Source organism: Rhodobacter sp. 4.3.4, from assembly GCF_058724655.1.
Genome location: NZ_CM178967.1, coordinates 1,770,651 through 1,794,348, shown reverse-complemented (window position 1 = coordinate 1,794,348; position 23,698 = coordinate 1,770,651). Strand labels below are relative to the sequence as shown.

Below are 23,698 nucleotides of genomic sequence, written 5' to 3'. Positions count from 1 at the left end.
CGCGCAAACGCGTGCAGGGGGATGGCGATGGCAAGGGTGGCGTTTCTGGGCCTGGGGGTGATGGGCTTTCCGATGGCGGGGCATCTGGCGGCGCGGGGTCATGCGGTGACGGTGTGGAACCGCACCGCAGCCAAGGCCGAGGCCTGGGAAGCCAAACACCCGGGCCGCCGCGCGGCAACCGCGGCCGAGGCGGCCGCGGGGGCGGAGTTCGTCCTCGCCTGTGTCGGCAATGACGACGATCTGCGCCAGGTTTGTCTGGGGGCTTCGGGGGCTTTCGCCGGGATGGCGCCGGGGGCGATTTTCGTCGATCACACCACGGTTTCGGCGCAGGTGACGCGCGAGCTTGCGGCGCTGGCGGCCGAGAGGGGGCTGGGCTTCGTCGATGCGCCGGTCTCGGGCGGGCAGGCGGGGGCGGAGAATGGCGTGCTCTCGGTGATGTGCGGCGGCACGGAGGCGGATTATGCCGCCGCCGAGCCGGTGATCGCGGCCTATGCGCGGATCTGTCGGCGGCTGGGCGAAAGCGGCGCGGGGCAGCTGGCGAAGATGTGCAACCAGATCGCGATTGCCGGGCTGGTGCAGGGTCTGGCCGAGTCGCTGCATTTCGCCGAAAAGGCCGGGCTTGATACCGGGGCGCTGGTCGAGGTGATTTCCCAGGGCGCGGCAGGCAGCTGGCAGATGGTGAATCGCGCGCAGACGATGGCGGAAAACCGTTTCGATTTCGGCTTTGCCGTCGACTGGATGCGCAAGGATCTGGGGATCTGCCTTGCCACGGCGAATGAAACCGGGGCCAGCCTGCCGGTCACGGCGCTGGTCGATCAGTTCTACAAGGATGTGCAGAAGATGGGCGGCGGGCGCTGGGACACCTCAAGCCTGATCGCGCGGCTGCGCGCTTTGGGCTGAGCGCGAGGGGGGGCGCTGCCCCCCGGCTTCGCCTCCCCCCGGGATATTTTTGGCAAGATGAAAGCCGAAACGGGGGATGTCGGGGGGGGAAGGAAAGGGGGCCTTGCGGCCCCCTGTCGTCAGAACGGGATGTCGTCGTCGAAATCCGGACGGCCACCACCGCCACCGCCCGAGGGGGCCGGGGAGCCGCCGCCATAGCCCGGGCCGTCATCATAGCCGCCGCCATAACCGCCCCCCTGCGCGCCGCCGCCGTAATTGCCACCGCCGCCACCGCCCGCGCCGCCGCCATCCCGGCCGCCCAGCAGCGTCAGGTTGCCCGTATAGGGGCGCAACACCACCTCGGTCGTGTAGCGTTCCTGGCCCTGCTGGTCGGTCCATTTGCGGGTTTCGAGCTGGCCCTCGATATAGACGGTCGAGCCCTTCTTCAGATATTGCTCGGCGATCTTCGCCAGCGGCTCGTTGAAGATCGCGACGGAATGCCATTCGGTGCGTTCCTTGCGCTCGCCCGTCTGCTTGTCGCGCCAGGTTTCCGAGGTGGCGATGCGCAGGTTGCAGACCTTGCCGCCATTCGAGAACGTGCGCACTTCCGGATCGCGGCCCAGATTGCCGACCAGAATGACCTTGTTGACGCCTGCCATGAAACACTCCGCTTTGGCCGGGATCCCCGGCGATTCCTTCATCCGCCCTGCCAAATCACACCGGCACGGCGCAGGCCAGAGGCCGTTGGGCGATAGTTTGCCCAGACTTTGCGCCGCTGCGCAAGACGCTAGGCAAAGCGCGGGATTGCCCCTATAGTTGCGCCGGTAAAGGGCAGCTGCAGGGTTGTGAATGCGAAAAATCGTTGCAGCGGTTGGGTTTGCGATGGCGATCACGGTCAGCCCGGCGGCCGTTACCAAGGCCGATGCCGAGGGGCTGGTGCTGGGGCGGGCCTCGTCGAAGTCGCAATCCACCGTGCGGCGCAATCAGTTTGCGCTGCTGGATGGTCGTCTTTCCGGTCAATATGACAATTCGGTGCGGCTGCGGCCCGATGCGCCAAAGGGCGGGCTGGGGTCCTCGGGAATGGTGCCGCGCTACAGCGGCCGCTACAAGGGCGAATATCTGGCCCATGCCAAGGCGGCGGCGGCGCGGCATGGCGTGCCGGAGGATCTGTTCCTGCGCCTTGTGCAGCAGGAAAGCGGCTGGAACCCCGGCGCGGTCTCGCCGAAAGGGGCGACGGGGCTGGCGCAGCTGATGCCGGGCACGGCGCAGCTTCTGGGCGTCGATGCGACCGACCCGATCGAGAATCTGGACGGCGGCGCGCGCTATCTGCGGATGATGTATGACCGTTTTGGCGACTGGCGTCTGGCGCTGGCGGCCTATAACGCCGGTCCCGAGGCGGTGGACAAGGCCGATGGCGTGCCGGATTATCAGGAGACGACGAATTACGTCAAGGTGATCTACGGCGGCTGATATCTGAACTTCGGCCCGTATCCAAATGAAAAGGCGCGGGAAATTCCGCGCCTTTCTGGTTTCTGGAGGATCGTCTTCAGGGAATGATGCGGGTGTATTTCGTCCCGGCCAGCGAAGCGCCGACGATCAGGCCGGACTGGCCGAAGACCTGCACCACCACCGGCGCGAGCGTCGTGGTGGTGTCGGTGCCGATCGCGCCGCCACCATCGGGCAGGGCATAGCGGGCATCGGCCCCCAGCTCCCAGCCATCGGCGCGACGGAAATCGGCCAGCGCCTTTTCGGTCATGAAGAACAGTGCATGGGCATATTGCTGCGCCCCGATCTGGAAGCCGAACGAGGCCGAGGCGGCGGAATAGTAATCCACCGTGACATCGTTGATCCGCAGCGCGCCGCGACCGAAGGCGCCGCCGAAACCGAAGCTCGCCTCGGTCATCAAAGGCATGTAAAGCACGCCGACCGATTTGCTCAGCAACTGGCTGGTCGAGGGGAAGCTGCGCAACATGTAGTCGCGCGTGGCATTGACCCGCGCATCGATTGTGGTCGCACCGTTCGAGCCCACGCCATTGCCGCAGGCGGCCAGACCAAGGCTGGCGCCGCCAAGCACGAGAAGGGACCGTCTTGAAAGTTCTGCCATCTGCTCGCTCCGTGTCTTTCCGGGCCTGAACGGACCGGTTGCGGCGAGACTAGCGCAGCCGCGGACGCTTGTCACTTGCGCCCGCGGCCAAGGACCACGGATGCGCGGTCAGGCGCCGATCAGCTTCGCCGCGGCGGGGGCGAAATAGGTCAGCACGCCATCGCAACCGGCCCGGCGGAAGGCCATCAGGCTTTCCAGCATCACCTTGTCATGGTTGAGCCAGCCGTTCTGCACCGCCGCCATCAGCATCGCATATTCGCCCGAGACCTGATAGGCATAGGTCGGCATCCCGAAAGCGTCTTTCACCTGACGGCAGATGTCGAGATAGGGCATGCCCGGTTTCACCATCACCATGTCGGCGCCCTCGGCGATGTCGCGGGCGACATTGCGCAGGGCCTCGGCGCTGTTGGCGGGGTTCATCTGATAGGTCTTCTTGTCGCCCTTGAGCGCGCCCGAGGCGCCGACCGCGTCGCGGAACGGGCCATAGAAGGCCGAGGCATATTTCGCGGCATAGCTGAGGATGGCGATATCCTTGTGACCGGCGGCCTCCATCGCCTGCCGGATCGCGCCCACGCGGCCATCCATCATGTCGGAGGGGCCAAGGATGTCGGCCCCGGCCGCGGCCTGGGCGAGCGCCATTTTCACCAGCGCCTCGGTGGTTTCGTCGTTCAGGATGATGCCGTCGCGCACCAGACCATCGTGGCCGTTGGCGTTGTAGGGATCGAGCGCGATATCGGTCATGATCGCGACCTCGGGCACCGCCTGTTTCATCGCGGCAATGACCCGGTTGGTGAAGTTGTCGGGCTGCCAGGCCATTTCGCAGGTCTCGGTCTTCACCGCCGGATCGGTGTAGGGGAAAAGGCAGATCGCGGGAATGCCAAGCGTCGCGGCTTCCTCGGCCGCTTTCAGCGCGCCGTCCATGGTGCGACGCACGACACCCGGCATCGAGGAGATTTCGACATCCGCGCCGGGAACATCGGTGATGAAGATCGGCCAGATCAGGTCCTTGACCGACAAGCGGTTTTCCTGCGCGAGGTCACGCAGGGCTTCGGTGCGGCGCATCCGGCGCAGGCGATTGGTGGGAAAGGGGGGGGTGATCAGGGTCATGGGCGGTCTCCTTCGCCGCCGTGGGTGCCATGGATCGCAGACCGGCTCAAGCCCCGCATTGTCGCGCCCGCACGAGGGCGCGCTTGCAACCGGGGTGCCGATGCGCGAAACCGGGGGGAGGCAACGGGCGGGCAAGACCTTGGATATTGTGCAAACGATCTTCGAGCTGATCGACATGCGGTCGTTTTCGAACCTCTGGTACTGGATCGCCCTGGCGGTGACCTGGTCGACGGCCTCGCATTACCCGCTTGGCGTGCCCTTCGATCTGATCTTGCGGGCGCGGCGCCGGGGCGGGTCCGCGGCCGAGGACATGCTGATGCTGACCGCGGTGCATGTGCGCCGGTTGCTCTCGATCGGCCGCGAGGCGGGGGTGATGCTGACGCTGGTCGCCTCGTTCCTGCTCAGCCTGATCCTGGGGCTGGGCTTCGTCTTCCGGGTCGAATTCGCCCAGGCGGTGGCGCTGATCGTGCTGCCGTTAAGCGGGGTCGGGCTGCTCAGCCTGCGCACGGCGGCGCGGCTGGAGACGCTGTTGGCCGAAGCGCCTGAGGTGGAGGGGGTGGCACGGATCCTGTTGCGGCATCGGGTTTCGGTGCAGGTGATCGGGATGGGTTCGATCTTTTTCACTGCGCTGTGGGGCATGTTCCAGAACCTGCAGCTCTCGCCCTTCGGCTGAGGCCTTGACAGGTCCGCGCGTTCCGATACCTCTCGCCCATGCAGCATTTCCTTCTCTCCGGCGCCCCCGAGGGCCATGACGCGAAACTTCTGGTCAAGGAACTGGCCAGGGGAAAGCCCGTCCTTCATGTCGCGCGCGATGACCGCCGCCTCGAGGCGATGCGGGCGGCTTTGGCCTTTTTCGATCCGCAGGCGGTGGTTCTGACCTTTCCGGCCTGGGATTGCCTGCCCTATGACCGGATCTCGCCCAATCCCGAGATCTCGGCGGCGCGGATGGCGACGCTTGCGGCTTTGGCGAAAGGTGTGATCACGGGGCCCTTCGTGCTGCTGACCACGCTTTCGGCGGCAACGCAGCGGCTGCCCGCGCGCGATCTGGTGGCGGGGGCGAGTTTCTCGGCCCGGGTCGGGCAGCGCATCGATGACAAGGCCTTGAAGGAGTTTCTGGTCCGCATGGGGTTCTCGCCGGTCTCGACCGTGTCGGAGCCCGGCGATTATGCGGTGCGCGGCGGCATCATCGACATCTATCCGCCGGGCGAAGGCGGTCCGGTGCGGCTGGATCTGTTCGGTGACGTGCTGGACGGGGCGCGGCGCTTCGATCCGGCGAACCAGCGCACCACCGAGAAACTCTCGCAGATCGATTTCGCCCCGGTGAGCGAGGTGATCCTCGATCCGGCCTCGATCACCCGGTTCCGGCAGAATTATCGGATCGAATTCGGCGCGGGCGGGGCAGATGATCCGCTTTATGAAGCGGTTTCGGCCGGGCGCAAACATGCCGGGATGGAACATTGGCTGGGCTTTTTCCATGATCGGCTCGAGACTTTGTTCGACTATCTGCCCGAAGCCACGGTGATGCTGGATGATCAGGTCGAGCCGCAACGCGCAGCGCGCTGGGACAGCATCGCCGATCAATACGACACGCGGCGCGAGGCGATGAACCGGCGTGATCGGCTGGATACGGTCTACAAGCCCGCGCCGCCGGAGCTGCTGTATCTGGATGGAACAGCCTGGGAAACCGCCTTGGCGCGGCATCGCGTGCTGAAATTGCAGGTATTGCCCGCGCCGCCCGGGCCGGGCATCCTGAATGCCGAAGGTCGCATCGGGCGAAATTTCGCGCCCGAACGCCAGCTGGAAAACGTCAGCCTTTTCGCGGCCTTGAAGGATCATGTGCAAGCAAGACTGCGGCTTGGTCCGGTGGTCATCGCAAGCTGGTCCGAAGGTGCGCGCGAACGGCTGAAAGGATTATTGGAAGACGAAGGTCTGAGCGGCGCGCAGCTGATTTCCGATGCGCGCGGCATCGACGGGCTGGGGCTTGCGGTCTGGCCGCTGGATGCCGGCTTCGAGGCCGAGGGGCTGACGGTGATCTCGGAACAGGATGTTCTGGGCGACCGGCTGGTGGCGAAACCGCGCCGCAAGCGCAAGGCCGAGAATTTCCTGACCGAGGCGCAAAGCCTGTCTCCGGGTGATCTTGTCGTGCATGTCGATCACGGTGTCGGGCGCTACAAGGGGCTGGAGACGGTCACGGCGCTTGGCGCGCCGCATGACTGCGTGCTGCTCGAATATGCCGGGGGGGATCGGCTTTATCTGCCGGTCGAGAATATCGAGCTGCTGTCGCGTTACGGGCACGAGGAAGGGCTGCTCGACAAGCTGGGCGGTGGCGCCTGGCAGGCGAAAAAGGCGAAGCTGAAGGAGCGGATCCGGCAGATCGCCGACCGGCTGATGCGGATTGCGGCCGAACGGCTGCTGCGCCCGGCGCCGATCCTCGAGGCGGCGCATCACGATTGGGAGGCCTTCGCGGCGCGCTTCCCCTATACCGAGACCGACGACCAGATGGCGGCGATCGAGGACGTGGTGACCGATCTTGCCGCCGGTCGGCCGATGGATCGGCTGGTGGTGGGGGATGTCGGCTTTGGCAAGACCGAGGTGGCGATGCGGGCGGCCTTTGTCGCGGCCAGCTCCGGGATGCAGGTGGCGGTGATCGCGCCGACGACGCTGCTGGCACGTCAGCATGCCAAGACCTTCATCGAGCGGTTCCGCGGCACGCCCCTGACGGTGAAGCCGCTGTCCCGTTTCGTCTCGGCCAAGGAGGCGAACGCCACCCGCGAGGGGCTGGCGGATGGCACGGTGGATATCGTGATCGGCACCCATGCGGTTCTGGCCAAGGCCGTAAAATTCCGCAACCTCGGCCTGTTGATCATTGATGAGGAACAACATTTCGGCGTTCAGCACAAAGAGCGGCTGAAGGAGATGCGGTCCGAGATCCATGTGCTGACGCTGACCGCGACACCGATCCCGCGGACCCTGCAGCTCAGCCTGACCGGGGTGCGCGATCTCTCGATTATCGGCACGCCGCCGGTCGATCGGCTGGCGATCCGCACCTATGTGAGCGAGTTCGACACCGTCACCATCCGCGAGGCGCTGCTGCGCGAACATTACCGCGGTGGGCAAAGTTTCTATGTCGTGCCGCGGATCTCGGATCTGGCCGAGGTCGAGGATTTCCTGCGGACCCATGTGCCCGAGGTCAGCTTCATCGTCGCGCATGGGCAGATGGCGGCGGGGGAACTTGATGACCGGATGAACGCTTTTTACGACGGCAAGCATGATGTGCTGCTGGCGACGACGATCGTCGAATCCGGTCTCGATATTCCCACGGCGAATACGATGGTGGTGCACCGCGCCGACATGTTCGGCCTGTCGCAACTGTATCAGATCCGCGGCCGGGTCGGGCGCTCGAAGCTGCGCGCCTATTGCTATCTGACGACGAAGCCGCGCCTGCCGCTGACGCCGCAGGCGACGAAGCGGCTGCGGCTGCTTGGCAGTCTCGACAATCTGGGCGCGGGATTTTCGCTCGCCAGCCAGGATCTGGATCTGCGCGGGGCGGGCAATCTTCTGGGCGAGGAGCAGTCGGGCCATATCAAGGAGGTCGGCTACGAGCTTTATCAGGCGATGCTCGAGGAGACGATCTCGAAGCTGAAATCGGGCGAGCTGACCGAAACGACTGGCGACGGAGATTGGTCGCCGCAGATCAACCTTGGCGTTCCGGTCATGATTCCAGAGAGTTACATCCCCGATCTTGATGTGCGACTGGGGCTTTACCGGCGGCTGTCGAACCTTGCGAGCAAGGTCGAGATGGAGGGATTTGCGGCCGAACTGATCGACCGTTTCGGGCCGCTGCCGAAGGAAGTGAACACCTTGATGCTGGTCGTGCGGATCAAGGCGATGTGCAAGCGGGCGCAGATTTCGCGCATGGATGCCGGGCCGAAAGGCGCCACGGTGCAGTTCCATCTGGACAAATTCCCGAACCCCGCCGGGCTGGTCGACTTCATCGGCGCCGAACGCGGGGCCGCGAAGATCAACGGCAACAAGGTCGTGGTGCGGCGTGACTGGACGAACGAGGCCGAGAAGATCAAGGGCGCCTTCGCGATTGCCCGCGATCTTGCCGAGAAGGTCGTTGCGGGCAAGAAGGCCGAGAAGAAAAAGGGGGCGTAACGCCCCCTATGCGGCCTCGCGCACGAAGCCCATCAGGATCACGGCGAGGCTTGAGCAGGTCAGCGTCGCGACGACGATCGGCAGGGCCGTGCCGTCGAACATCAGCCCGACCGGAGCGGCGATCAGCACTGCGCCCATCGTCGAGAGTGCCGAAACGACCGAGGCGGCCAGACCGGCGAGATGGCCCATCCGCTGCATCGCCAGCGCGTTCAGATTGCCAAAGGTGATCCCCGCCATCATGAAGACCGTGACCGTCCAGACGAACAGGAAAGCGAAGCCCTGCGGCGGTGTCACCGCACCGTAAAGGATCAGCACTAGCATCGCGCCCGAGGAGACGACCTGCATCATATAGGTTCCCCGCACCATCCGGCGCATCCCCAGACGCATCACGAAGAGCGCGTTGAAAGCCGTGCCAGAGCCCGCAAGAATCGCCATGAGCGCAAACCATTTCGGAAAGCTCTCAACTGCGCCGAAGGCCGCAAACAATTGTTGTGACGAGGAAAGCAGCGCGAACATCTGTCCGAAGCCAAGTGTCATCGTGAGGATGCAAAGCCGCACATCGCGATCGGCCAGGATCTCCTTGGTGCCCGCCCAGAGCAGGCCTGCCCGCAGCGGGCGCCGCCGCTCGGGCGTCAGAGTTTCGGGTTGGCGCAGGCTGAGCCAGGCAAGGCCGATCAGCGCGAACAGGATGAAGGCATAGAACACGCCGCGCCAGCCCGCGAAACCGATAATCAGCTGTCCGGCCGAGGGGGCGAGCGCGGGAACGAGGATGAAGACCATCATGATGAAGGCGGTCACCTTGGCCATTTCGCGCCCGGAATACATGTCGCGCACCAGCGCCATCGGCACGATCCGCGGCGCCGCGGCGCCAAGACCCTGTATGAACCGTGCCGCCAGCAGCACTTCGAGGCTTTGCGCCCAGGCACCGATGACGGCCCCGGTCACGAAGATGCTGACGCCGACGACGATCGTCCGCTTGCGCCCGATCGCATCCGAAAGCGGACCGGCGACGAAAGTTCCGACGCCCATGCCAAGGACGAAGAAGGTCAGCACAAGCTGCGCGCGGTTGATCGACTCGGGAGAGAGCTTGGCCGCGATCTCGGGCAGCGCAGGCAGCATCGCATCGATCGAAAATGCGACCGTTGCGGCCAGAAGCGCCATCAGCGCGGTGAATTCGAAAACAGGAATGCGGGCGGGCGCCGCAGATGCGTGAGGGTCGGACATGCACAGCCTTTCAGGGTTGCGCAGAACCATATCCGACTGCGCGACGAAAACCAGTGCGCAGTCCAGCACATTGCCGTGCAGAAATGCGCAACTACGCCGCAGCGATCTCGTCGATGATCTGCATCCAGAGCCTGGCGGGCTGGGCTCCTGTGATCACATGAGAATTGTCGAGAATGAAGGTTGGCACCGAGACAATGCCGCGCTCGCGCGCATGCGCCGCGCCGGACTGGATGGTGTCGATATCCGCTTCGGTGGCAAGCAGACGGCGGATCATGTCCGGCTCCAGCCCGGCCGCGGCGGCGATGTTTACAAGGATGTCGGTCTGTCCGATATCCTGGCCATCCCGCCAATAAGCGCGCAGCAAACCCGCCATGACGGCAGTCTGCGCGCCCTCGATCCCGGCCCAATGCAGCAGGCGATGGGCGTTCAGCGTATTGGGCACGCGGGCGATTATTGGCAGGTTCAACGCCACTCCGGCGGTCCGGGCGGCTTCAAGCACCGGCAGGTCGGCCTGATCGGCTTGCGCACCGAACCGCGCCCGCAACCAGGCCCCGCGGTCCATGCCATCGGCGGGCAGGGTCGGGTTGAGCTGGAACGGATGCCAGGAGATCAGAAACGGATGACCGGGACGTGCTTCCAGCGCACGGTCAAGCTGCGCTTTGGCAAGATAACACCACGGACACGTCGGGTCTGCGAAAATATCCAGTGCGATCATTTGCTTCTGGCCCTGTCTGCAAGTGTCGGCCAGAGCTGGCGCAAGGCCTTTCGGTCGATCTTGCCATTGCGGTTGCGCGGCAGGGTCGGGAAATGCTGGTAGATCCGGGGCTGCTTGTAGCGCGCCAGATGCGCAGTGGCATGCGCGGCAAGCGCCTCGGCCGAGGCCGATCCCGTATGGGCCAGAGCGATCAGGCTGGTTTCTTCCGACAGGCGCAGCTCGATTGCGGCCACATCGCCCGCTTCGGGGCAGCTGACCATGGCGGCTTCGACTTCAAGCGGACTGACCCGGAACCCCCCCGCGTTCATCATGTCGTCGCCGCGGCCCTGATAAGCGATGGCGCCGCTCTCGGTCATCCGCACGATGTCGCCGGTGCGGAACCAGTCCCCATCCGCGGTGAACTTTGCCCGTGCTTCGGCTTCGGCGCCCCAATAGCCAAGGAAAAGCCCCGGATCGCTGCGATGCACCGACAGCTCGCCCGGCTCACCCCGGGGCAGCGGCTCGCCCTCGGGCGACAGCACCGCGACCCGTCTTCCGGGTTGCGGCCAGCCCATCGTTCCTTCCGGGGCCGGATTTGCCGGGCAGGAGGAGATGAAGGTCGAGCATTCCGACATGCCCAGCGCCTCGAAGATCGGGGTGCCGCTGGCCTCGGTCCAATGTTGCCGGGTCAGGCGCGGCAGCGCTTCACCCGCCGAAAGGCCATGCCGCAGACGCGGCAGGTCAAGCTTTGCATGCTGCTTCAAAAGCTGCCGATAAACACCCGGAACAGCTGCAAAAATTGTCGCATCAAAGCGCCGCAGAAGCAACGGCAGCGTGGCAGGCTCGACCCCCGGCGCAGGAATGAGCGCGGTTGCCCCGACCGTCCAGGGATCCATCAGCCCGGTGCCAAGCGTATAGGTCCAGTTGAACGCGCCGGCATGCAATATTCTGTCCGAGCCGGTCAGCCCATACCAGCCCTCGTGCATCATCTGCCGCGCCCAGATCGCACGATGGGCATGACAAACCGCCCGCGCAGAGCCCGAAGTGCCAGAGGTGAAGACGATATAAGCAAGCCGATCGGCCGAACCCAGCGCATAATCACAGGGCGGCAGGGTTTCGAACCGCTTCAGATCGGCCTCGGTCAGGATCATCGGCGGATGATCGGGAAGCGCAACCCCCGTTCCGGCCACCACCGCGGCCGGGGTGATCTGCGCCGCCATCTTCGTGATCTCTTCCCCGGTCAGTTGCGCCGAGGTTGGCACCGGGATCAGGCCCGCCGCAATCGCCCCAAGGAACGCCACCGGAAATTCGGGGGTGTTGCCCAGCCGCAAGAGCACGCGATCACCGGGCACAAGACCGGCCTGCAAAAGCCCGGTCCCCGTGCCGCGGACCGCCGCGGCCAGACGGCCGAAAGACCAGCGTTCAGCCCCGGAAGGGCCGACGATCTGCAGCGCCGAGCGGTCGGCAAGCGCATCTGCGCGGGCAAGCACATGGGCTGCCATGTTGAAGGCGGCGGGCGGCGGGGCAAGCGGGGCGGAGGTATGGATCGACAGCATGCGTCTTGCTAAGCCGCGCCGCCTGCGGTTGCAAGCGGCGCGCGATCAGCTTGCCGTGTGCAGGATCATCCCTCGTCGCCGAAGCGCGAATCGTCGTCGTATTCGTCTTCGCCCTCGGGGACGTATTTCTTCGACAGCGCGATCGAATGATTGTCGTGCCGCGGATCCATCACCACGTCCGAGGGCAGTTCCCCGCTCAGCCATTCGCGGATATCGGCCCGGGCCTCCTCGGGCTCCTGCCCGGTCAGCTCGATGATATAGGCGATGAAGGCGCGCTGATCGCCGTCGATCTCGTCAAGCTCGGCCTCGTCGGCATCGGGCCAACGGTCGAGGATCGCTTCGAAGAAGGCAGGCCAATTGTCCTGCACATGATGCCATTTCATCCTGACCTCCGTCTCCGAGCCCTTCCGCAGGTCTCGATCTTGCGCCGCATATTGCGGTCTGAAAAGGAAAATTTCTGCCTGCGCCGCGGAATGCGGATCAGAACCAGCTTTGCACCTTATGTGCGCCATCGGTCACATCGGCGCCGACGCCCGCAACCGTGTTGCACCCCGAAAGGGCCGCGGCCAGCACCATCACAAGGATCGCTTTCTTCATTTCTTCACCTCATGCCACCATGCATCGGGCGTCACGCCCGGCCAATCCCCGTATAGCGGAACCCTTGCCGGAAAGTGAAGGTCGCGACTGTGCGCGACCCGGACAACCGGCGCATACCAGATCGGAATCACGTAACGCCCCGCGATCAGCACCCGGTCCAGCGCCTGCACCGCGGCGGTGAACGCCTCGGGCGTCTGCGCCGCCAGAAGCGTCGCGATCATCGCATCGGCGGCCGGATCCCGCATCCCCATCAGATTGCGCGACCCGGGCGCATCGGCCCCCTTCGCGCCCCAGTAAAGCGACTGCTCGTTGCCGGGCGAGAGCGAGGTGGCGACGAACATCCAGGTCATGTCGAAATCGTAACTGGTCTTGCGCGCCTGAAACTGCGCGTCATCGACCACCGTCACCCGCGGAAAGATGCCCAGCCGCCGCAACGACTCGAGATAGATGTCGACCACCGTTTGCGATTCGGAGGCGCCCTGCTGCAGCACGATCTCGAAGCGGAAAGGCGTGCCCGCGGCCGTCTTCAAGACCCCGTCCTCGCCCGCGGTCCAGCCCGCTTCCTCCAGCAATTTCAACGCCGCGCGCATGTTGGGCCGGTTTTGCGCCGTGCCATCGGCGACCGGCAGCGCATAGCCCTCCAGCGTGCCGGGCAGAAGATCCGCCGCAAAGGGCGCCAGCAGCTCCGCCACCCGGCCCGTCGCGGGGCCGGGCGGCATCGCCAGCGCCGAATTGGCGAAATATGAGGAAATCCGCGGCTCGCGGCCACCGGTCAGGGTCTTGTTCACGAATTCGAAATTGAAGGCGAGGATCATCGCCTGCCGCACCCGCCAATCGGCGAAAATCGGTTTGCGCGTGTTCATCACCAGCCCCTTGATCCCCGAGGGCAGCTGATGGGCGATCTCTTCCTTGACGACCCGCCCCGCGGTCACCGCCGGGAAATCATATTCGCTGTCCCAGTTCACGGCATTGGTTTCACGGTAAAGGTCGATCTCGCCGGCCTTGAAGGCCTCGAACATCACGTTCTGATCGCCGAAATACTCCCAGCGCAGCTGATCGAGATGATGCAGCCCCTGGGTGATAGGCAGATCCTTGCCCCACCAATCGGGATTGCGCCGGAGCGTGATCGACCGGCCCATGTCGACCTTTTCGATGACATAAGGCCCCGAGCCCATCGGGACCATCTGCATTTCAGACGCGAAATCATGGCCTTGCCACTGCTTCTTCGACAAGACCGGGCGCATCCCCATCAGCAGCACCAGTTCCCGGTTCGGCTCGGTGAAGTCGATGCGCAGGCTGCGCGGCCCGGTCTGGCGGATCGATTTCACCTTTTTCCAGGCGGTCTGATAGCGCGGTCCGCCGCTGGTGCCGATCGTCTCGAAGGACCAGATCACATCTTCGACGGTGACCGGGCTGCCATCGGAAAACCGCGCCTGCGCGCGCAGGGTGAAGGCGACCCAGGAGCGGCTCTCATCGGTCTCGATGGTTTCGGCCAGGAGCCCGTAAAGGCTGAAGGGTTCATCGTAGCTGCGCAGCATCAGCGATTCGGTGACATAGCCCGAAATCCCCTGCGCCGGGCGTCCCTGCAGGATCCAGGGGTTGAGCGAATCGAAACTTTCCGATTCGCCCATCCGCATCCGGCCGCCGAAAGGCGCTTGCGGGTCGGCATAGGGCAGGTGCATCCGCTCGGGATCAAGCGCGGGCTGCCCCTGCATGGCGATTCCGGTCATCGGCCCGGCCTGCACCGAAAAGCCCGTCAAAACCCCGCCAAAAGCCAATATCACAAGGGCGAGAGTGCGGAAAAACACCGATCCCTGCATCGCAACAATCTCCCGTTTGCCTGTCTTTTCAGGCGCCAAGCTAACGCCTGCCGAAAGCCCAGGCAAACTTTTCCCTTGGAAGCGGCGCCGCGCGGGGCTATAAGAAGATCACTGCTCGATAGGTTTCTTGCCTGTATGAAACCTGCCTCATGACTTGACGCCCGCCTTGCGCGGGCGTCTTTTTCTTTTCGCGCCGCGCTTCGCAGTTGCGGAACCGTGCGAGGGGGTTACTTCTTTCTGCGCAACGGCTGGAGGAGGGAACCATGAGCCTGAAGGGCAAGACGGCGGTGATCACCGGATCCAATTCGGGGATCGGACTTGGGGTGGCGCGGGAACTGGCACGGGCCGGGGCCGATGTGGTGCTGAACTCGTTCACCGATCGTCCCGAGGATCACGCCCTGGCAGCAGCGCTTGGCGCCGAATTCGGGGTGACGGCGCGCTACATCAAGGCCGACATGTCGCAAGGCGCAGAGTGCCGGGCGCTGGTGGCGCAGGCGGGGCGCTGCGACATCCTGGTGAACAATGCGGGCATCCAGCATGTGGCGCCGGTGGATCAGTTCCCGGTCGAGAAATGGGATGCGATCCTGGCGATCAACCTCAGCTCGGCGTTTCACACCACGGCGGCGGCGCTGCCGCTGATGCGGGCGGCGGGCTGGGGCAGGGTGGTCAACATCGCCTCGGCGCATGGGCTGACCGCCTCGCCGTTCAAATCCGCCTATGTGGCGGCCAAGCACGGCATCGTCGGCTTCACCAAGACCGTGGCGCTGGAAACCGCCGAGGAGCCGATCACCTGCAACGCGATCTGTCCGGGCTATGTGCTGACGCCGCTGGTCGAGGCGCAGATCCCCGATCAGATGAAGGTGCACGGGATGGACCGCGAGACGGTGATCCGCGAAGTGATGCTGACGCGGCAACCCTCGAAGCAGTTCGCGACGGTCGAGCAGCTGGGCGGGACGACGGTCTTCCTGTGTTCCGAGGCGGCGGCGCAGATCACCGGCACGACGATTTCGGTGGATGGCGGCTGGACGGCGCTCTAGGGGATTTCGCCTCGGGGCAAGCCCGAGGCGACCTGCCGGGGGCTCTGCCCCCGGACCCCCGAGATATTTGAGGCAAGATGAAAGACGGCCCGCAATCCAAAAGAAGGCTCTGATTTTCCTTGGCAAAATACGCCGGGGGTGCGGGGGCGGAGCCCCCGCGGGTCGCCGCGCTTGCGCGGCGAAACCGGTTTCAGACCGCGGTCTTCGGTGTCTTCGCGGAGGGGTCGACTTTCTTCTCCGACGGATAGACGAGCCCGGCCGAGATGATCAGCTTGGCCGCATCCTCGACCGACATGTCGAGATAGGTGATCTGGCTTTCCGGCACATATAGCAGGAAACCCGAGGTCGGGTTCGGCGTCGTCGGCAGGAAGACCGAGATCAGCGGGTCTTCGGGCGCGGCCTGCAGCGCGATCTCGCCCTTGGCCCGGGCCGAGACGAAGGCGATCGCCTTCAGCCCCTCGCGCGGATAGTCGATCAGGCAGGCGCGGTCGAATTTCGTGTCGCCCTGGCTCAGCACGGTTTCAGCGATCTGCTTGACGCCGTTATAGACCGAGCGCACCACCGGCATCCGGTCCACCAGCGACTCGCCAAAGCGGATCACCGCACGGCCGATGAAGTTGCGCGCAAGCGCCCCCACGGTGAGGGTGAAGAGCAGGAAGATCACCACCCCCACGCCGCGCAGGTTGGTGCCGACATAGGTTTCAGGGCGCATATGCGCCGGGATGAAGGGCAGCACCCAGCCATCCACCATGCCCGCCAGCGTCCACATCAGCCACAGCGTCGCGGCAATCGGCGCAATCACGATCAGCCCGGTCAGGAACGAGGCCCGCAGCCCGGCCAGAAATCCCCGCTTGTGCGGCTGCGGCATGAGCGAGAGCTGCTCTTGCGGCGTCGGATGCGGGTCATGCTCGGTCATGCTGGGCCTCGTGTTTGCACCGGAGTTGGGATCGGCGGACGGTGGACGCACTGTGCCGGTCACCGCAACGCCGCGATTTCACAGGCGATAGCCGCGCCAAGGCGGGCGTTGTTCAGGACAAGGGCGATATTGGCGGCAAGCGAGCGTCCCTCGGTCAGTTCGAAGATGCGCGCCAGCAGGAAGGGGGTGACGGCTTTTGCCGCGATGCCCTGCGCCGCCGCCTCGGCCAGCGCGGCTTCGATGACCGGCCCGATCGCCGCGCGGGGGATCTCGGCCTCGGGCGGGATCGGATTGGCGACAAGCTGGCCGCCCGCAAGGCCAAGATGGGCGCGCAGCAGATGCGCCCGGGCGATCTCGGATGCGCTGTCGGCGCGCAGCGGCGCGCGCAGCCCCGAGCTGCGCGACCAGAAGGCGGGGAACTCGTCCTGACCGAAGGCGATCACGGAAACCCCATTTGTTTCAAGAACTTCCAGCGTCTTGTTGAGATCAAGGATGGCTTTGGCCCCGGCTGCGACGACGGTGACAGGGGTCAGGCCCAGCTCGGTCAGATCGGCCGAGATGTCGAAGCTCTCCCCGGCGCCGCGGTGCACGCCGCCGATGCCGCCGGTGGCGAAGACCGCGATCCCGGCCAGATGCGCGCAGATCATCGTCGCCGCAACCGTGGTGGCGCCGATGCCCCCGGTGGCGAGGCAAAAGGCCAGATCGGCGCGCGAGAGCTTCATCACCCCCGTCGCCTGCGCAAGGGCTTCCAGCTCCGCGTCGGTCAGGCCGATGTGGATGCGCCCGCCCATCACCGCGATCGTGGCGGGGGTGGCACCGGCGGCGCGGACCTCGGCCTCGACCCGGCGCGCGGTTTCAAGGTTTTGCGGAAACGGCATGCCATGGGTGATGATCGTGCTTTCGAGCGCAACGACCGGGCGGCCCGTGTCAAGCGCGGCGCGGATTTCGGGGGCAAAGGCAAGGGGCAGGTCGGTCATGTGGGTTTGTCTCCGGAGACGTAGCGAGCGGCGGCGGCAAGGGCGCGGTCAAGGGCGGTCTCGCGGTCCGCGCCTTCGCGCTCGGCCAGCAGATGGGCGGCCATGAACGTGTCGCCCGCGCCGGTGACGCGGGTGACCAGAACGGGCGGCGGCGCGGCGATGACGACACCCGCGCCCTGCCGTCCGTCTGCGGCAGGCTTGCCGCCATCGGTGACAAGCACATGACGGGCCCCGCGGGCGAGCAGGGCTTCGGCCGCGGCCTCGGCGCCCGCAAAGCTGCGCTGGCACAGAATCCCGGCCTCTTCGAGATTGACATAGATCGTCGCATTGGGCTGCGCGAGCAGCGGCGCCAGCCGTTCCGCCTTGCCGGGGCTGGCGGGCGCCACCCGCAGATCGGCGGCGGCGAAAAGCGGCGAGCGCGCGATCTCGGCCAGCAGGGCCTGAGTCAGATTGCCGTCAAGCGCCACCGGCCCGGTCCAAGGGGCGGTCACGCTGCCCAGACGGCCATCGCAGAGCGGGCGCATGATCTTGTCGCCCGCGGCCTCGAGGCTATGGGCATCGGCGATCGCCGCGACCAGACCATTCGCGCCCTCGATCGCCATGTAGCGGTCGGTGGGCAGATCGTCCGAGCGATAGAGGAAGCTGCAGTCGATCCCCATCAGCTCGGCGGATTGCACCAGCTCGGTGCCCTGCGCGTCGCGGCCGATGGCGGTCAGGATGGCGGGGCGCAGGCCGAAGCGGGTCAGCGTCATCGCGATGTTCATCGCCACGCCGCCGGGCAGGCGGGTGATCCGCCCGGCCACGTCGGAGCCCGCCCGCATATGCACCGGCGCGCGGCCGATGATGTCCCACAGGACCGAACCGATGCACAGAATGTCGGGAGTGTCTTTCATGCTCCCTTGGTGCTACGGCTTGGCCGGGAGGGCAAGGGGGGCGCTGCCCCCTCGGCGCTTTCGCGCCTCACCCCCGGGATATTTGCGGCAAGATAAAGAGGACCGGGCGCGGAAGGCGGATTTATCTTGCCGAAATTATCCCCGCCCGGGGCATTGTCGGCGGCATCCTTGGCCAAAGACGGGGGCGGGGGCTTGCCAGAGCGGGACGGCTGGTCTATAGGGCGCGCACTTCACAGGCGGAGGCGGGCCAACGGCGGGAGACATCCCCGTTCGGTCCACCGGTTGGGGGCGACCCTGAAATCCTCCGCTCAGGCGCAAACCGGAAAGGAATGGAACATGGCGCTTCCCGATTTCTCGCTGCGTCAGCTTCTTGAAGCTGGCGTTCACTACGGCCACCAGACGCAACGCTGGAACCCGCGCATGGCGGAGTTCATCTATGGCGAGCGGAACGGCATCCATATCATCGACCTGACCCAGACCGTGCCGATGCTGGATGCGGCGCTGAACGTGGTCCGCGACACGGTTGCCAAGGGCGGCCGCGTGCTCTTCGTCGGCACCAAGCGTCAGGCTGCGAAAGCCGTCGCCGATGCCGCGGAAAAATGCGCGCAATACTACATGAACCACCGCTGGCTGGGTGGCACGCTGACGAACTGGAAAACGGTTTCGCAATCGATCGCCCGTCTGAAGCAGATCGACGAGATCATGGCCTCGGGCGCCGAAGGCCTGACCAAGAAAGAACGTCTGGGCATGGAACGCGAGCAGGCCAAGCTGCAGGCCTCGCTGGGCGGGATCCGCGAAATGGGCGGTCTGCCGGACCTGCTCTTCGTGATCGACGTGTCGAAGGAAGACCTCGCCATCCTCGAAGCGCAGAAGCTGGGTATCCCGGTCGTGGCCGTGGTCGACACCAACTGCTCGCCCAAGGGCGTGGACTACATCATCCCCGGCAACGATGACGCCGCCCGCGCCATCGCGCTGTACTGCGACCTCGTCTCGCGCGCGGCGCTGGACGGCATGAGCGCCCAGATGGGCGCCGCCGGTGTCGACCTGGGCGCGCTGGAAGAAGCCCCGGTCGAGGACGTTGCCGAGGCCTGAGGCCCGGCCGTCACACAAGCTTCATCGGGCGGGGGTAACCCCGCCCTCACCCCATTCCAAGGAGAGTTCCCATGGCTGTCACCGCTCAGATGGTGAAAGAACTTCGCGAAACCACCGGCGCCGGCATGATGGACGCGAAGAAGGCGCTGACCGAATGCGACGGCAACATGGATGCCGCCATCGACTGGCTGCGCACAAAGGGCCTGGCGAAAGCCGCGAAAAAGGCCGACCGCGTTGCCGCCGAGGGTCTGATCGGCGTCGCCGTGACCACCGGCCGCGGTGTCGCGATCGAGATCAACTCGGAAACCGACTTCGTTGCGAAGAACACCGATTTCCAAGCGCTGGTGCGCGACGTGGCGAAAACCGCGCTGGAAGTGGGCGAATCGGTCGAAGTGGTGAAGGCCGCGGCGCTGAACGGCAAGACCGTTGACGAAGTGATCGGCGAAGCCATCGCGCGCATCGGCGAAAACATGACCTTCCGCCGCCTGCACGTGCTGGAAGGCGACACCATCATTTCCTATGTCCACAATGCCGCCGCCCCGGAAATGGGCAAGATCGGCGTTCTGGTCGCGCTGAAGGGCGATGCCGCTAAGGCGCAGGAAATCGGCAAGCAATTCGCGATGCATATCGCGGCGACCGCGCCGATCTCGCTGAACGAAGCCAGCCTTGACCCGGCCGTGCTGGAGCGCGAGCTGCAGGTGCAGACCGCCAAGGCGCTGGAAGAGAACGCCACCTCGGCCAAGCCGAAGCCCGAGCAGGTGATCCACAACAACATCATCCCGGGCCGGATGAAGAAGTTCCTCGAGGAAGTGACCCTCGTGAACCAGAAATTCGTGATGAACCCCGATGTGACCGTGGCCCAGGCCGCGACCGAGGCGGGCGTGGAAATCACCGGCTTTGCGCGTCTTGCCGTGGGCGAAGGCGTCGAGAAGAAGGAAGAGGATTTCGCCGCGGAAGTGGCGAAGATGGTCGGCGCGTAAGCGCTGCCCCTTTGGCAAAGACAGCGCCGCCCTTCGGGGCGGCGTTTTCTTTCGGTGCGGAGCGCGCAGCTGCGAGGCCATGCCCTGTCAGGGCGTATTCTGCATATTTAATGCATAAAATTGAAACGGCCCAGACGGGTTAAAATAAACCCGCTGGGCCGTACCGGAAAACCGGGTGGGATCTCGCCGGATCAATCTTCGACTGCTTCCCTGTTCCTGGCCGAAGCCACCACTCACGGAACACGTGTATCTAAGTCATTTCTGTGGATTCGGAGTAGTCAGGTATTCCTTACCCTGCCAGAATGTCGCAGCCCTTTTGGACAGCTTTCCCGGGCCAGGCGGCGACCGGGCTAGGGGGCGGAGGTGATGAAAAGCTGCTTCTGCATCGACGCCTTGAGCAGCGCCTGGGCGGTGGTCTCGACCTCGAGCGCCTCACGGGCAAGGCGCAGATGTTTCTCGACCGTGGCCGTGGTCAGGCCGAGGATCTGCGCGATATCGGCCGAGGTCTTGCCGTCGCCGACCCATTCCAGCACTTCGCGCTGGCGCGCGGTCAGAGGGCGACGCGTGGTCGAAAAGGGCAGCGCGCTGATTTTCAGATGCATGATCGAATTCAGCACCCGCAGGTCGCGGCCGTGTTCCTGCCAGATCGCATCGACATCGGCCTGGGTAAGGCCGGGCTTCGCACAGAGGCCGATCGCCCCCTTGGCGCGGGCGGAGGTGTCGGGAAAGCCGATCGAATACCCCGCCAGAACCTGAAAACGGCGGTTCAGCTCGATCACCTTGCGCTCGCCCTCGGTCAGCTCGCCCGCGGCCATCTTTTCCGCGACCATGCGCCACGAACAGGCCCCCACCGAATCGATCGCCCATTTCACCATCGGCGCTTCCGAGAAGAGACCGGCGCCCAGAAAGGCATTCAGATAGGCCGGATCGTGGTTGGACAGGATCAGCGTATCGTCGAGCGAGCCAAAGCTCTGCGTCGCGCTGAACCGGGTGAACCCGTAGATCAGACGATCAAAGCCGAATCTCGCCATCTGCGTGCAATGCATGCTCCAGATGGTCGCGATGTCCTCGGCGACCAGAAGTTGTTCAAGATGATCCAGCATTGCGCGCGTCTCACACCTCGCAAGCTTGCACAGATCACCGTTTTGCCATGTGCCAACCGATGGGCGCAAGTCCGTTCCGCGCAGCAGCGCGTGGCATGTCAGAAGGTCGCAGACTGCACCATCCCGAGGGGAGATGTGCAATTATGCTTTTTTACCAGGCGGTTAAGTTTCGATCTTTATACGGCGGCACCGCTGTCGCCGGCCTTGGCGCGCAGCATCGGTACCAGGCCAGAGAGATCGTAGCCCGCGTTTTGAGCAATCTGAAAAATCTCCCCAAGCGGCCGCTGTCCGGCCTGGCTCAGGGCCCAAAGATGCGAGGATCGTGTCCCGGAGCGGCACCAGGCCAGAACCGGCGCTTCGGCCGCGGCAAGGGCTTGCTCGAAACCGGCGATCAGATCGGGGGTCAGTTCGCCCGGATAATAGGGCAGATGCACATAGGACAGCCCCGCGGCGGCGGCGGCGGCCTGCAGCGTGGCATTGAGACCGGCCTCGACCTCTTCCTCCGGGCGATTGTTGATCAGCGTGCGAAAGCCGAGGCGGGCGGCCTCGGCAATATCGTCAAGGGCGATCTGCGGCGCCACGGCGAAATCGGGCGTCAGGGTACGCAGGTCCATGTCTTCCTCCGGCAAGTTCCGCGGCCAGTCTGGACCGCGCTGCCGACGGGCGCAAGGGGATCAGGGCAGATCCGGGATCGCTTTGGTCGCGGCGGCGGTCAGATCGGGGATCACCCAGTCTGCGGCCGAAAAATCATCCCCGCGGGTGTATTCCGAGGGCGTCAGGACGACCCGCAGCCCGGCGGCCTTCGCCGCGGCAAGACCGGGGCGGCTGTCCTCAAAGGCCAGACAGGCGGCGGGCGGCAGGCCAAGGCCCTGCAAGGCCAGCAGATAGACATCCGGGGCGGGTTTCTTTTGCGCCACGTCGTCTCCTGCGGCGATCACCTCGAAAATCTCCCCGGCGGGCTTGCGGAGGGTGGCGGCGATCAGCGCCTCCACATTGGCCCGCGAGGTCGTGGTGGCAATGGCGAGGCGCAGACCGGCGGAACGGGCGCGGGAAATCAGCTCCGCGACGCCCGGCAACAGGCTGACCTGTCCCGAAGCGATGATCTCGACATAGCGTTGCGTCTTGGCTTTGTGCAGATCGGCGATCTGCGCATCCGAGGGGCCGGAGCCCAGATCTTCGCGCTGTTTCACCATCCGCTCCTTGCCGCCGGTGGTGCGCAGAAGCGTCCGATAATCTTCCTTCGACCAGTGCCAGTCGAGACCCTGCGCCGCGAAAGTCTCGTTGAAGGCCTGACGATGCACTTCTTCGGTTTCCGCCAAAGTGCCGTCGACATCGAAAATCAGCGCTTTCAGCTCCATGCCCATTCCTCAACGATGCCCGGCAGGGCGTTGAAATCCTGAAACTTTGCGGCATGGGGCAAATCTTCGACCGGGGTCTTGCGATAGCCCTCCGTGTAGATCAGGAACGGCAGGCCTGCGTTTTGGGCGGTCTGCGCGTCGATCTCGCTGTCGCCGATGTAAAGCGCCCGATCGCGGCGCAACACTTTTTGCGCCTCCTGCACCATCCCGGGGTTTGGCTTGCGCGTGGGCAGGCTGTCGCCGCCGATGACAAGCTGGAAATAATCGCTCAGTCCGACATGGGCGATCGCCGCAAGCGCAGGTTTGTAGGGCTTGTTGGTGGTGATCGCCATCGGACAGCCCATCGCCCGCAGACGCTGCAAGGCTGTGATCACACCCGGATAGAGGGTGTTGCCCTCGACATCGGTTTCATAGCGGCTGACCAGATCGGCATAGATCGCGTCAAAAAGCGGCCCAGCCGGGTCTTCGCCCGCGCTGGTCAGCAGGCAGCGCACCAGATGGGGGGCGCCTTGCCCCACGAAACTGCGGATCTGATCAAGTCCAAGGGGCGCGTAACCGCGTGCCTGCAGCACATCGTTCGAGACCTTGTGGATGGCGGGCGCCGAATCGATCAGCGTGCCATCGAGATCGAAAATCAGCGCCGGCACCATCACTCTTTCCATTTGATCGAACAGCCCATCGAGGCGATCTGGTCCCGCGGCCCCTGACCCGTTTCAGCCACGCTCACCATCGCCTCGTAAAGCTCGCGCCGCGCATCGGCCGGGCCGGCGGTGCGGCCCGAGGCGTCCAGACGGCCACGATACTGCAGCTGACATGCGGCGTTGAACCCGAAGAAATCCGGTGTGCAGATCGCATCGTAAGCCTTTGCCACAGCTTGCGTTTCGTCGAAAAGATAGGGGAAGCGGAAGCCCCGTTCCGCCGCCAGCCGCGCCATGTTTTCGGGGCTGTCCTCGGGATAGCTTTCGACATCGTTTGACGAAATCGCCGCCACGCCGATGCCCAGATCCATCAACGCCTCGGCATCGCGCTGCAGCCGGTCGAGGATCGCCTGAACATAGGGGCAGTGGTTGCAGATAAACATGATCAGCAGGCCTTTCGGCCCACGGATGTCGTCGAGGCTCCAGAGCCTGCCCGAGGTGTCGGGCAGGCGGAAATCCGGGGCTTTCCAGCCAAAATCGCAGACCGGAGGGGACACCGCCATGA

Annotated in this window: 24 protein-coding genes; 7 read left to right on the top strand and 17 right to left on the bottom strand. The window is 65.0% G+C overall.

Features of this window, described 5'->3' with window-relative positions; all coding sequences use genetic code 11:
- The first annotated feature begins 27 nt into the window (after window positions 1-27).
- Window positions 28-900: an NAD(P)-dependent oxidoreductase gene (locus tag AC4PTB_RS08680; protein ID WP_492189601.1), complete on the top strand. Its 873-nt coding sequence runs from the start codon at window positions 28-30 to the stop codon at window positions 898-900.
- 119 nt (window positions 901-1,019) lie between these two features.
- On the opposite strand, the gene ssb is transcribed toward AC4PTB_RS08680, so the two are convergent.
- Window positions 1,020-1,538 carry a single-stranded DNA-binding protein gene (gene ssb / locus AC4PTB_RS08675; RefSeq protein WP_492189600.1) on the bottom strand — a complete coding sequence of 173 codons (519 nt, stop codon included), beginning with the start codon at window positions 1,536-1,538 and terminating at the stop codon, window positions 1,020-1,022.
- A gap of 190 nt (window positions 1,539-1,728) precedes the next feature.
- On the opposite strand from ssb, the gene AC4PTB_RS08670 reads away from it, so the two are divergent.
- Entirely contained in the window at window positions 1,729-2,349 is a 621-nt protein-coding gene (locus AC4PTB_RS08670) for a lytic transglycosylase domain-containing protein (RefSeq protein WP_492189599.1), read from the top strand.
- Between the two features lie 76 nt (window positions 2,350-2,425).
- Here AC4PTB_RS08670 and AC4PTB_RS08665 read toward each other — a convergent pair whose 3' ends face one another.
- Together AC4PTB_RS08665 and hemB are read right to left on the bottom strand one after the other, a co-directional pair.
- Entirely contained in the window at window positions 2,426-2,983 is a 558-nt protein-coding gene (locus tag AC4PTB_RS08665) for a lipid-binding SYLF domain-containing protein (RefSeq protein ID WP_492189598.1), read from the bottom strand.
- A 108-nt stretch (window positions 2,984-3,091) separates the two neighbouring features.
- Window positions 3,092-4,090 carry a porphobilinogen synthase gene (hemB, locus tag AC4PTB_RS08660; RefSeq protein ID WP_492189597.1) on the bottom strand — a complete coding sequence of 333 codons (999 nt, stop codon included), beginning with the start codon at window positions 4,088-4,090 and terminating at the stop codon, window positions 3,092-3,094.
- Window positions 4,091-4,238: 148 nt separating this feature from the next.
- Between hemB and AC4PTB_RS08655 the strand changes: the two genes are divergently transcribed.
- Entirely contained in the window at window positions 4,239-4,763 is a 525-nt protein-coding gene (locus AC4PTB_RS08655; protein WP_492192610.1) for a component of SufBCD complex, read from the top strand.
- Between the two features lie 38 nt (window positions 4,764-4,801).
- A complete protein-coding gene (mfd, locus tag AC4PTB_RS08650; protein ID WP_492189596.1) occupies window positions 4,802-8,248 on the top strand; it encodes a transcription-repair coupling factor in 3,447 nt (1,148 codons plus the stop codon).
- 6 nt (window positions 8,249-8,254) lie between these two features.
- Here the strand turns inward: mfd and AC4PTB_RS08645 are convergent, their stop codons facing one another.
- From AC4PTB_RS08645 to AC4PTB_RS08620, 6 genes are all read right to left on the bottom strand, one after another.
- Complete coding sequence (locus AC4PTB_RS08645) at window positions 8,255-9,472, bottom strand: multidrug effflux MFS transporter (RefSeq protein WP_492189595.1); 1,218 nt, start codon at window positions 9,470-9,472, stop codon at window positions 8,255-8,257.
- A 91-nt stretch (window positions 9,473-9,563) separates the two neighbouring features.
- A complete protein-coding gene (locus tag AC4PTB_RS08640; protein WP_492189594.1) occupies window positions 9,564-10,187 on the bottom strand; it encodes a DsbA family oxidoreductase in 624 nt (207 codons plus the stop codon).
- Window positions 10,184-11,722: a class I adenylate-forming enzyme family protein gene (locus AC4PTB_RS08635; RefSeq protein ID WP_492189593.1), complete on the bottom strand. Its 1,539-nt coding sequence runs from the start codon at window positions 11,720-11,722 to the stop codon at window positions 10,184-10,186. Before AC4PTB_RS08635 ends, AC4PTB_RS08640 begins: the two co-directional genes overlap by 4 nt.
- A gap of 65 nt (window positions 11,723-11,787) precedes the next feature.
- Complete coding sequence (locus tag AC4PTB_RS08630) at window positions 11,788-12,105, bottom strand: hypothetical protein (protein ID WP_492189592.1); 318 nt, start codon at window positions 12,103-12,105, stop codon at window positions 11,788-11,790.
- 97 nt (window positions 12,106-12,202) lie between these two features.
- Window positions 12,203-12,319 (bottom strand): lipoprotein, encoded by a 117-nt coding sequence (locus AC4PTB_RS08625; protein WP_492189591.1) that lies wholly within the window; start codon window positions 12,317-12,319, stop codon window positions 12,203-12,205.
- Entirely contained in the window at window positions 12,316-14,139 is a 1,824-nt protein-coding gene (locus AC4PTB_RS08620) for an extracellular solute-binding protein (RefSeq protein ID WP_492189590.1), read from the bottom strand. Before AC4PTB_RS08620 ends, AC4PTB_RS08625 begins: the two co-directional genes overlap by 4 nt.
- A gap of 263 nt (window positions 14,140-14,402) precedes the next feature.
- Here AC4PTB_RS08620 and AC4PTB_RS08615 point away from each other — a divergent pair, with 263 nt between their 5' ends.
- Window positions 14,403-15,176: a 3-hydroxybutyrate dehydrogenase gene (locus AC4PTB_RS08615; protein WP_492189589.1), complete on the top strand. Its 774-nt coding sequence runs from the start codon at window positions 14,403-14,405 to the stop codon at window positions 15,174-15,176.
- A gap of 190 nt (window positions 15,177-15,366) precedes the next feature.
- Here the strand turns inward: AC4PTB_RS08615 and AC4PTB_RS08610 are convergent, their stop codons facing one another.
- Genes AC4PTB_RS08610 through AC4PTB_RS08600 form a run of 3 tightly spaced genes read right to left on the bottom strand, consistent with a single transcriptional unit; the run spans window position 15,367 to window position 17,962 of the window.
- On the bottom strand, window positions 15,367-16,092 hold the full coding sequence (locus AC4PTB_RS08610) for a DUF502 domain-containing protein (protein WP_492189588.1): 726 nt from the start codon (window positions 16,090-16,092) through the stop codon (window positions 15,367-15,369).
- 59 nt (window positions 16,093-16,151) lie between these two features.
- Window positions 16,152-17,069 carry a pseudouridine-5'-phosphate glycosidase gene (locus AC4PTB_RS08605; RefSeq protein ID WP_492189587.1) on the bottom strand — a complete coding sequence of 306 codons (918 nt, stop codon included), beginning with the start codon at window positions 17,067-17,069 and terminating at the stop codon, window positions 16,152-16,154.
- The gene (locus AC4PTB_RS08600) at window positions 17,066-17,962 is read right to left on the bottom strand and encodes a PfkB family carbohydrate kinase (RefSeq protein ID WP_492189586.1); all 897 of its coding nucleotides are present in this window, start codon (window positions 17,960-17,962) and stop codon (window positions 17,066-17,068) included. The genes AC4PTB_RS08605 and AC4PTB_RS08600 overlap by 4 nt, the downstream gene beginning before the upstream one ends.
- 336 nt (window positions 17,963-18,298) lie before the next feature.
- Here AC4PTB_RS08600 and rpsB point away from each other — a divergent pair, with 336 nt between their 5' ends.
- Both rpsB and tsf read left to right on the top strand, forming a co-directional pair.
- Window positions 18,299-19,054 carry a 30S ribosomal protein S2 gene (gene rpsB / locus AC4PTB_RS08595; protein WP_013067545.1) on the top strand — a complete coding sequence of 252 codons (756 nt, stop codon included), beginning with the start codon at window positions 18,299-18,301 and terminating at the stop codon, window positions 19,052-19,054.
- Between the two features lie 71 nt (window positions 19,055-19,125).
- Window positions 19,126-20,034: a translation elongation factor Ts gene (tsf, locus tag AC4PTB_RS08590; RefSeq protein ID WP_492189585.1), complete on the top strand. Its 909-nt coding sequence runs from the start codon at window positions 19,126-19,128 to the stop codon at window positions 20,032-20,034.
- Window positions 20,035-20,384: 350 nt separating this feature from the next.
- On the opposite strand, the gene AC4PTB_RS08585 is transcribed toward tsf, so the two are convergent.
- The 5 genes from AC4PTB_RS08585 to AC4PTB_RS08565 all read right to left on the bottom strand — a co-directional run bounded on the left by AC4PTB_RS08585 (window position 20,385) and on the right by AC4PTB_RS08565 (window position 23,696).
- Window positions 20,385-21,137, bottom strand: coding sequence for a helix-turn-helix transcriptional regulator (locus AC4PTB_RS08585; RefSeq protein ID WP_492189584.1), 753 nt, complete (start codon window positions 21,135-21,137; stop codon window positions 20,385-20,387).
- A gap of 176 nt (window positions 21,138-21,313) precedes the next feature.
- Window positions 21,314-21,751 carry a TIGR01244 family sulfur transferase gene (locus tag AC4PTB_RS08580; protein WP_492189583.1) on the bottom strand — a complete coding sequence of 146 codons (438 nt, stop codon included), beginning with the start codon at window positions 21,749-21,751 and terminating at the stop codon, window positions 21,314-21,316.
- Between the two features lie 60 nt (window positions 21,752-21,811).
- Window positions 21,812-22,495, bottom strand: coding sequence for an HAD family hydrolase (locus tag AC4PTB_RS08575; RefSeq protein ID WP_492189582.1), 684 nt, complete (start codon window positions 22,493-22,495; stop codon window positions 21,812-21,814).
- Window positions 22,486-23,145, bottom strand: a complete 660-nt coding sequence (locus AC4PTB_RS08570; RefSeq protein ID WP_492189581.1) for a phosphoglycolate phosphatase — start codon at window positions 23,143-23,145, stop codon at window positions 22,486-22,488. The genes AC4PTB_RS08575 and AC4PTB_RS08570 overlap by 10 nt, the downstream gene beginning before the upstream one ends.
- Window positions 23,145-23,696 (bottom strand): thioredoxin family protein, encoded by a 552-nt coding sequence (locus tag AC4PTB_RS08565; protein ID WP_492189580.1) that lies wholly within the window; start codon window positions 23,694-23,696, stop codon window positions 23,145-23,147. Before AC4PTB_RS08565 ends, AC4PTB_RS08570 begins: the two co-directional genes overlap by 1 nt.
- Window positions 23,697-23,698: the final 2 nt, after the last annotated feature.

Bases quoted from the DNA above. Each gene is read 5' to 3' on its own strand.
- AC4PTB_RS08680 (WP_492189601.1), top strand. From the start codon at position 28: ATGGCAAGGGTGGCGTTTCTGGGCCTGGGGGTGATGGGCTTTCCGATG.
- ssb (WP_492189600.1), bottom strand. From the start codon at position 1,538: ATGGCAGGCGTCAACAAGGTCATTCTGGTCGGCAATCTGGGCCGCGAT.
- AC4PTB_RS08670 (WP_492189599.1), top strand. From the start codon at position 1,729: ATGCGAAAAATCGTTGCAGCGGTTGGGTTTGCGATGGCGATCACGGTC.
- AC4PTB_RS08665 (WP_492189598.1), bottom strand. From the start codon at position 2,983: ATGGCAGAACTTTCAAGACGGTCCCTTCTCGTGCTTGGCGGCGCCAGC.
- hemB (WP_492189597.1), bottom strand. From the start codon at position 4,090: ATGACCCTGATCACCCCCCCCTTTCCCACCAATCGCCTGCGCCGGATG.
- mfd (WP_492189596.1), top strand. From the start codon at position 4,802: ATGCAGCATTTCCTTCTCTCCGGCGCCCCCGAGGGCCATGACGCGAAA.
- AC4PTB_RS08645 (WP_492189595.1), bottom strand. From the start codon at position 9,472: ATGTCCGACCCTCACGCATCTGCGGCGCCCGCCCGCATTCCTGTTTTC.
- AC4PTB_RS08640 (WP_492189594.1), bottom strand. From the start codon at position 10,187: ATGATCGCACTGGATATTTTCGCAGACCCGACGTGTCCGTGGTGTTAT.
- AC4PTB_RS08635 (WP_492189593.1), bottom strand. From the start codon at position 11,722: ATGCTGTCGATCCATACCTCCGCCCCGCTTGCCCCGCCGCCCGCCGCC.
- AC4PTB_RS08630 (WP_492189592.1), bottom strand. From the start codon at position 12,105: ATGAAATGGCATCATGTGCAGGACAATTGGCCTGCCTTCTTCGAAGCG.
- AC4PTB_RS08625 (WP_492189591.1), bottom strand. From the start codon at position 12,319: ATGAAGAAAGCGATCCTTGTGATGGTGCTGGCCGCGGCCCTTTCGGGG.
- AC4PTB_RS08620 (WP_492189590.1), bottom strand. From the start codon at position 14,139: ATGCAGGGATCGGTGTTTTTCCGCACTCTCGCCCTTGTGATATTGGCT.
- AC4PTB_RS08615 (WP_492189589.1), top strand. From the start codon at position 14,403: ATGAGCCTGAAGGGCAAGACGGCGGTGATCACCGGATCCAATTCGGGG.
- AC4PTB_RS08610 (WP_492189588.1), bottom strand. From the start codon at position 16,092: ATGACCGAGCATGACCCGCATCCGACGCCGCAAGAGCAGCTCTCGCTC.
- AC4PTB_RS08605 (WP_492189587.1), bottom strand. From the start codon at position 17,069: ATGACCGACCTGCCCCTTGCCTTTGCCCCCGAAATCCGCGCCGCGCTT.
- AC4PTB_RS08600 (WP_492189586.1), bottom strand. From the start codon at position 17,962: ATGAAAGACACTCCCGACATTCTGTGCATCGGTTCGGTCCTGTGGGAC.
- rpsB (WP_013067545.1), top strand. From the start codon at position 18,299: ATGGCGCTTCCCGATTTCTCGCTGCGTCAGCTTCTTGAAGCTGGCGTT.
- tsf (WP_492189585.1), top strand. From the start codon at position 19,126: ATGGCTGTCACCGCTCAGATGGTGAAAGAACTTCGCGAAACCACCGGC.
- AC4PTB_RS08585 (WP_492189584.1), bottom strand. From the start codon at position 21,137: ATGCTGGATCATCTTGAACAACTTCTGGTCGCCGAGGACATCGCGACC.
- AC4PTB_RS08580 (WP_492189583.1), bottom strand. From the start codon at position 21,751: ATGGACCTGCGTACCCTGACGCCCGATTTCGCCGTGGCGCCGCAGATC.
- AC4PTB_RS08575 (WP_492189582.1), bottom strand. From the start codon at position 22,495: ATGGAGCTGAAAGCGCTGATTTTCGATGTCGACGGCACTTTGGCGGAA.
- AC4PTB_RS08570 (WP_492189581.1), bottom strand. From the start codon at position 23,145: ATGGTGCCGGCGCTGATTTTCGATCTCGATGGCACGCTGATCGATTCG.
- AC4PTB_RS08565 (WP_492189580.1), bottom strand. From the start codon at position 23,696: ATGGCGGTGTCCCCTCCGGTCTGCGATTTTGGCTGGAAAGCCCCGGAT.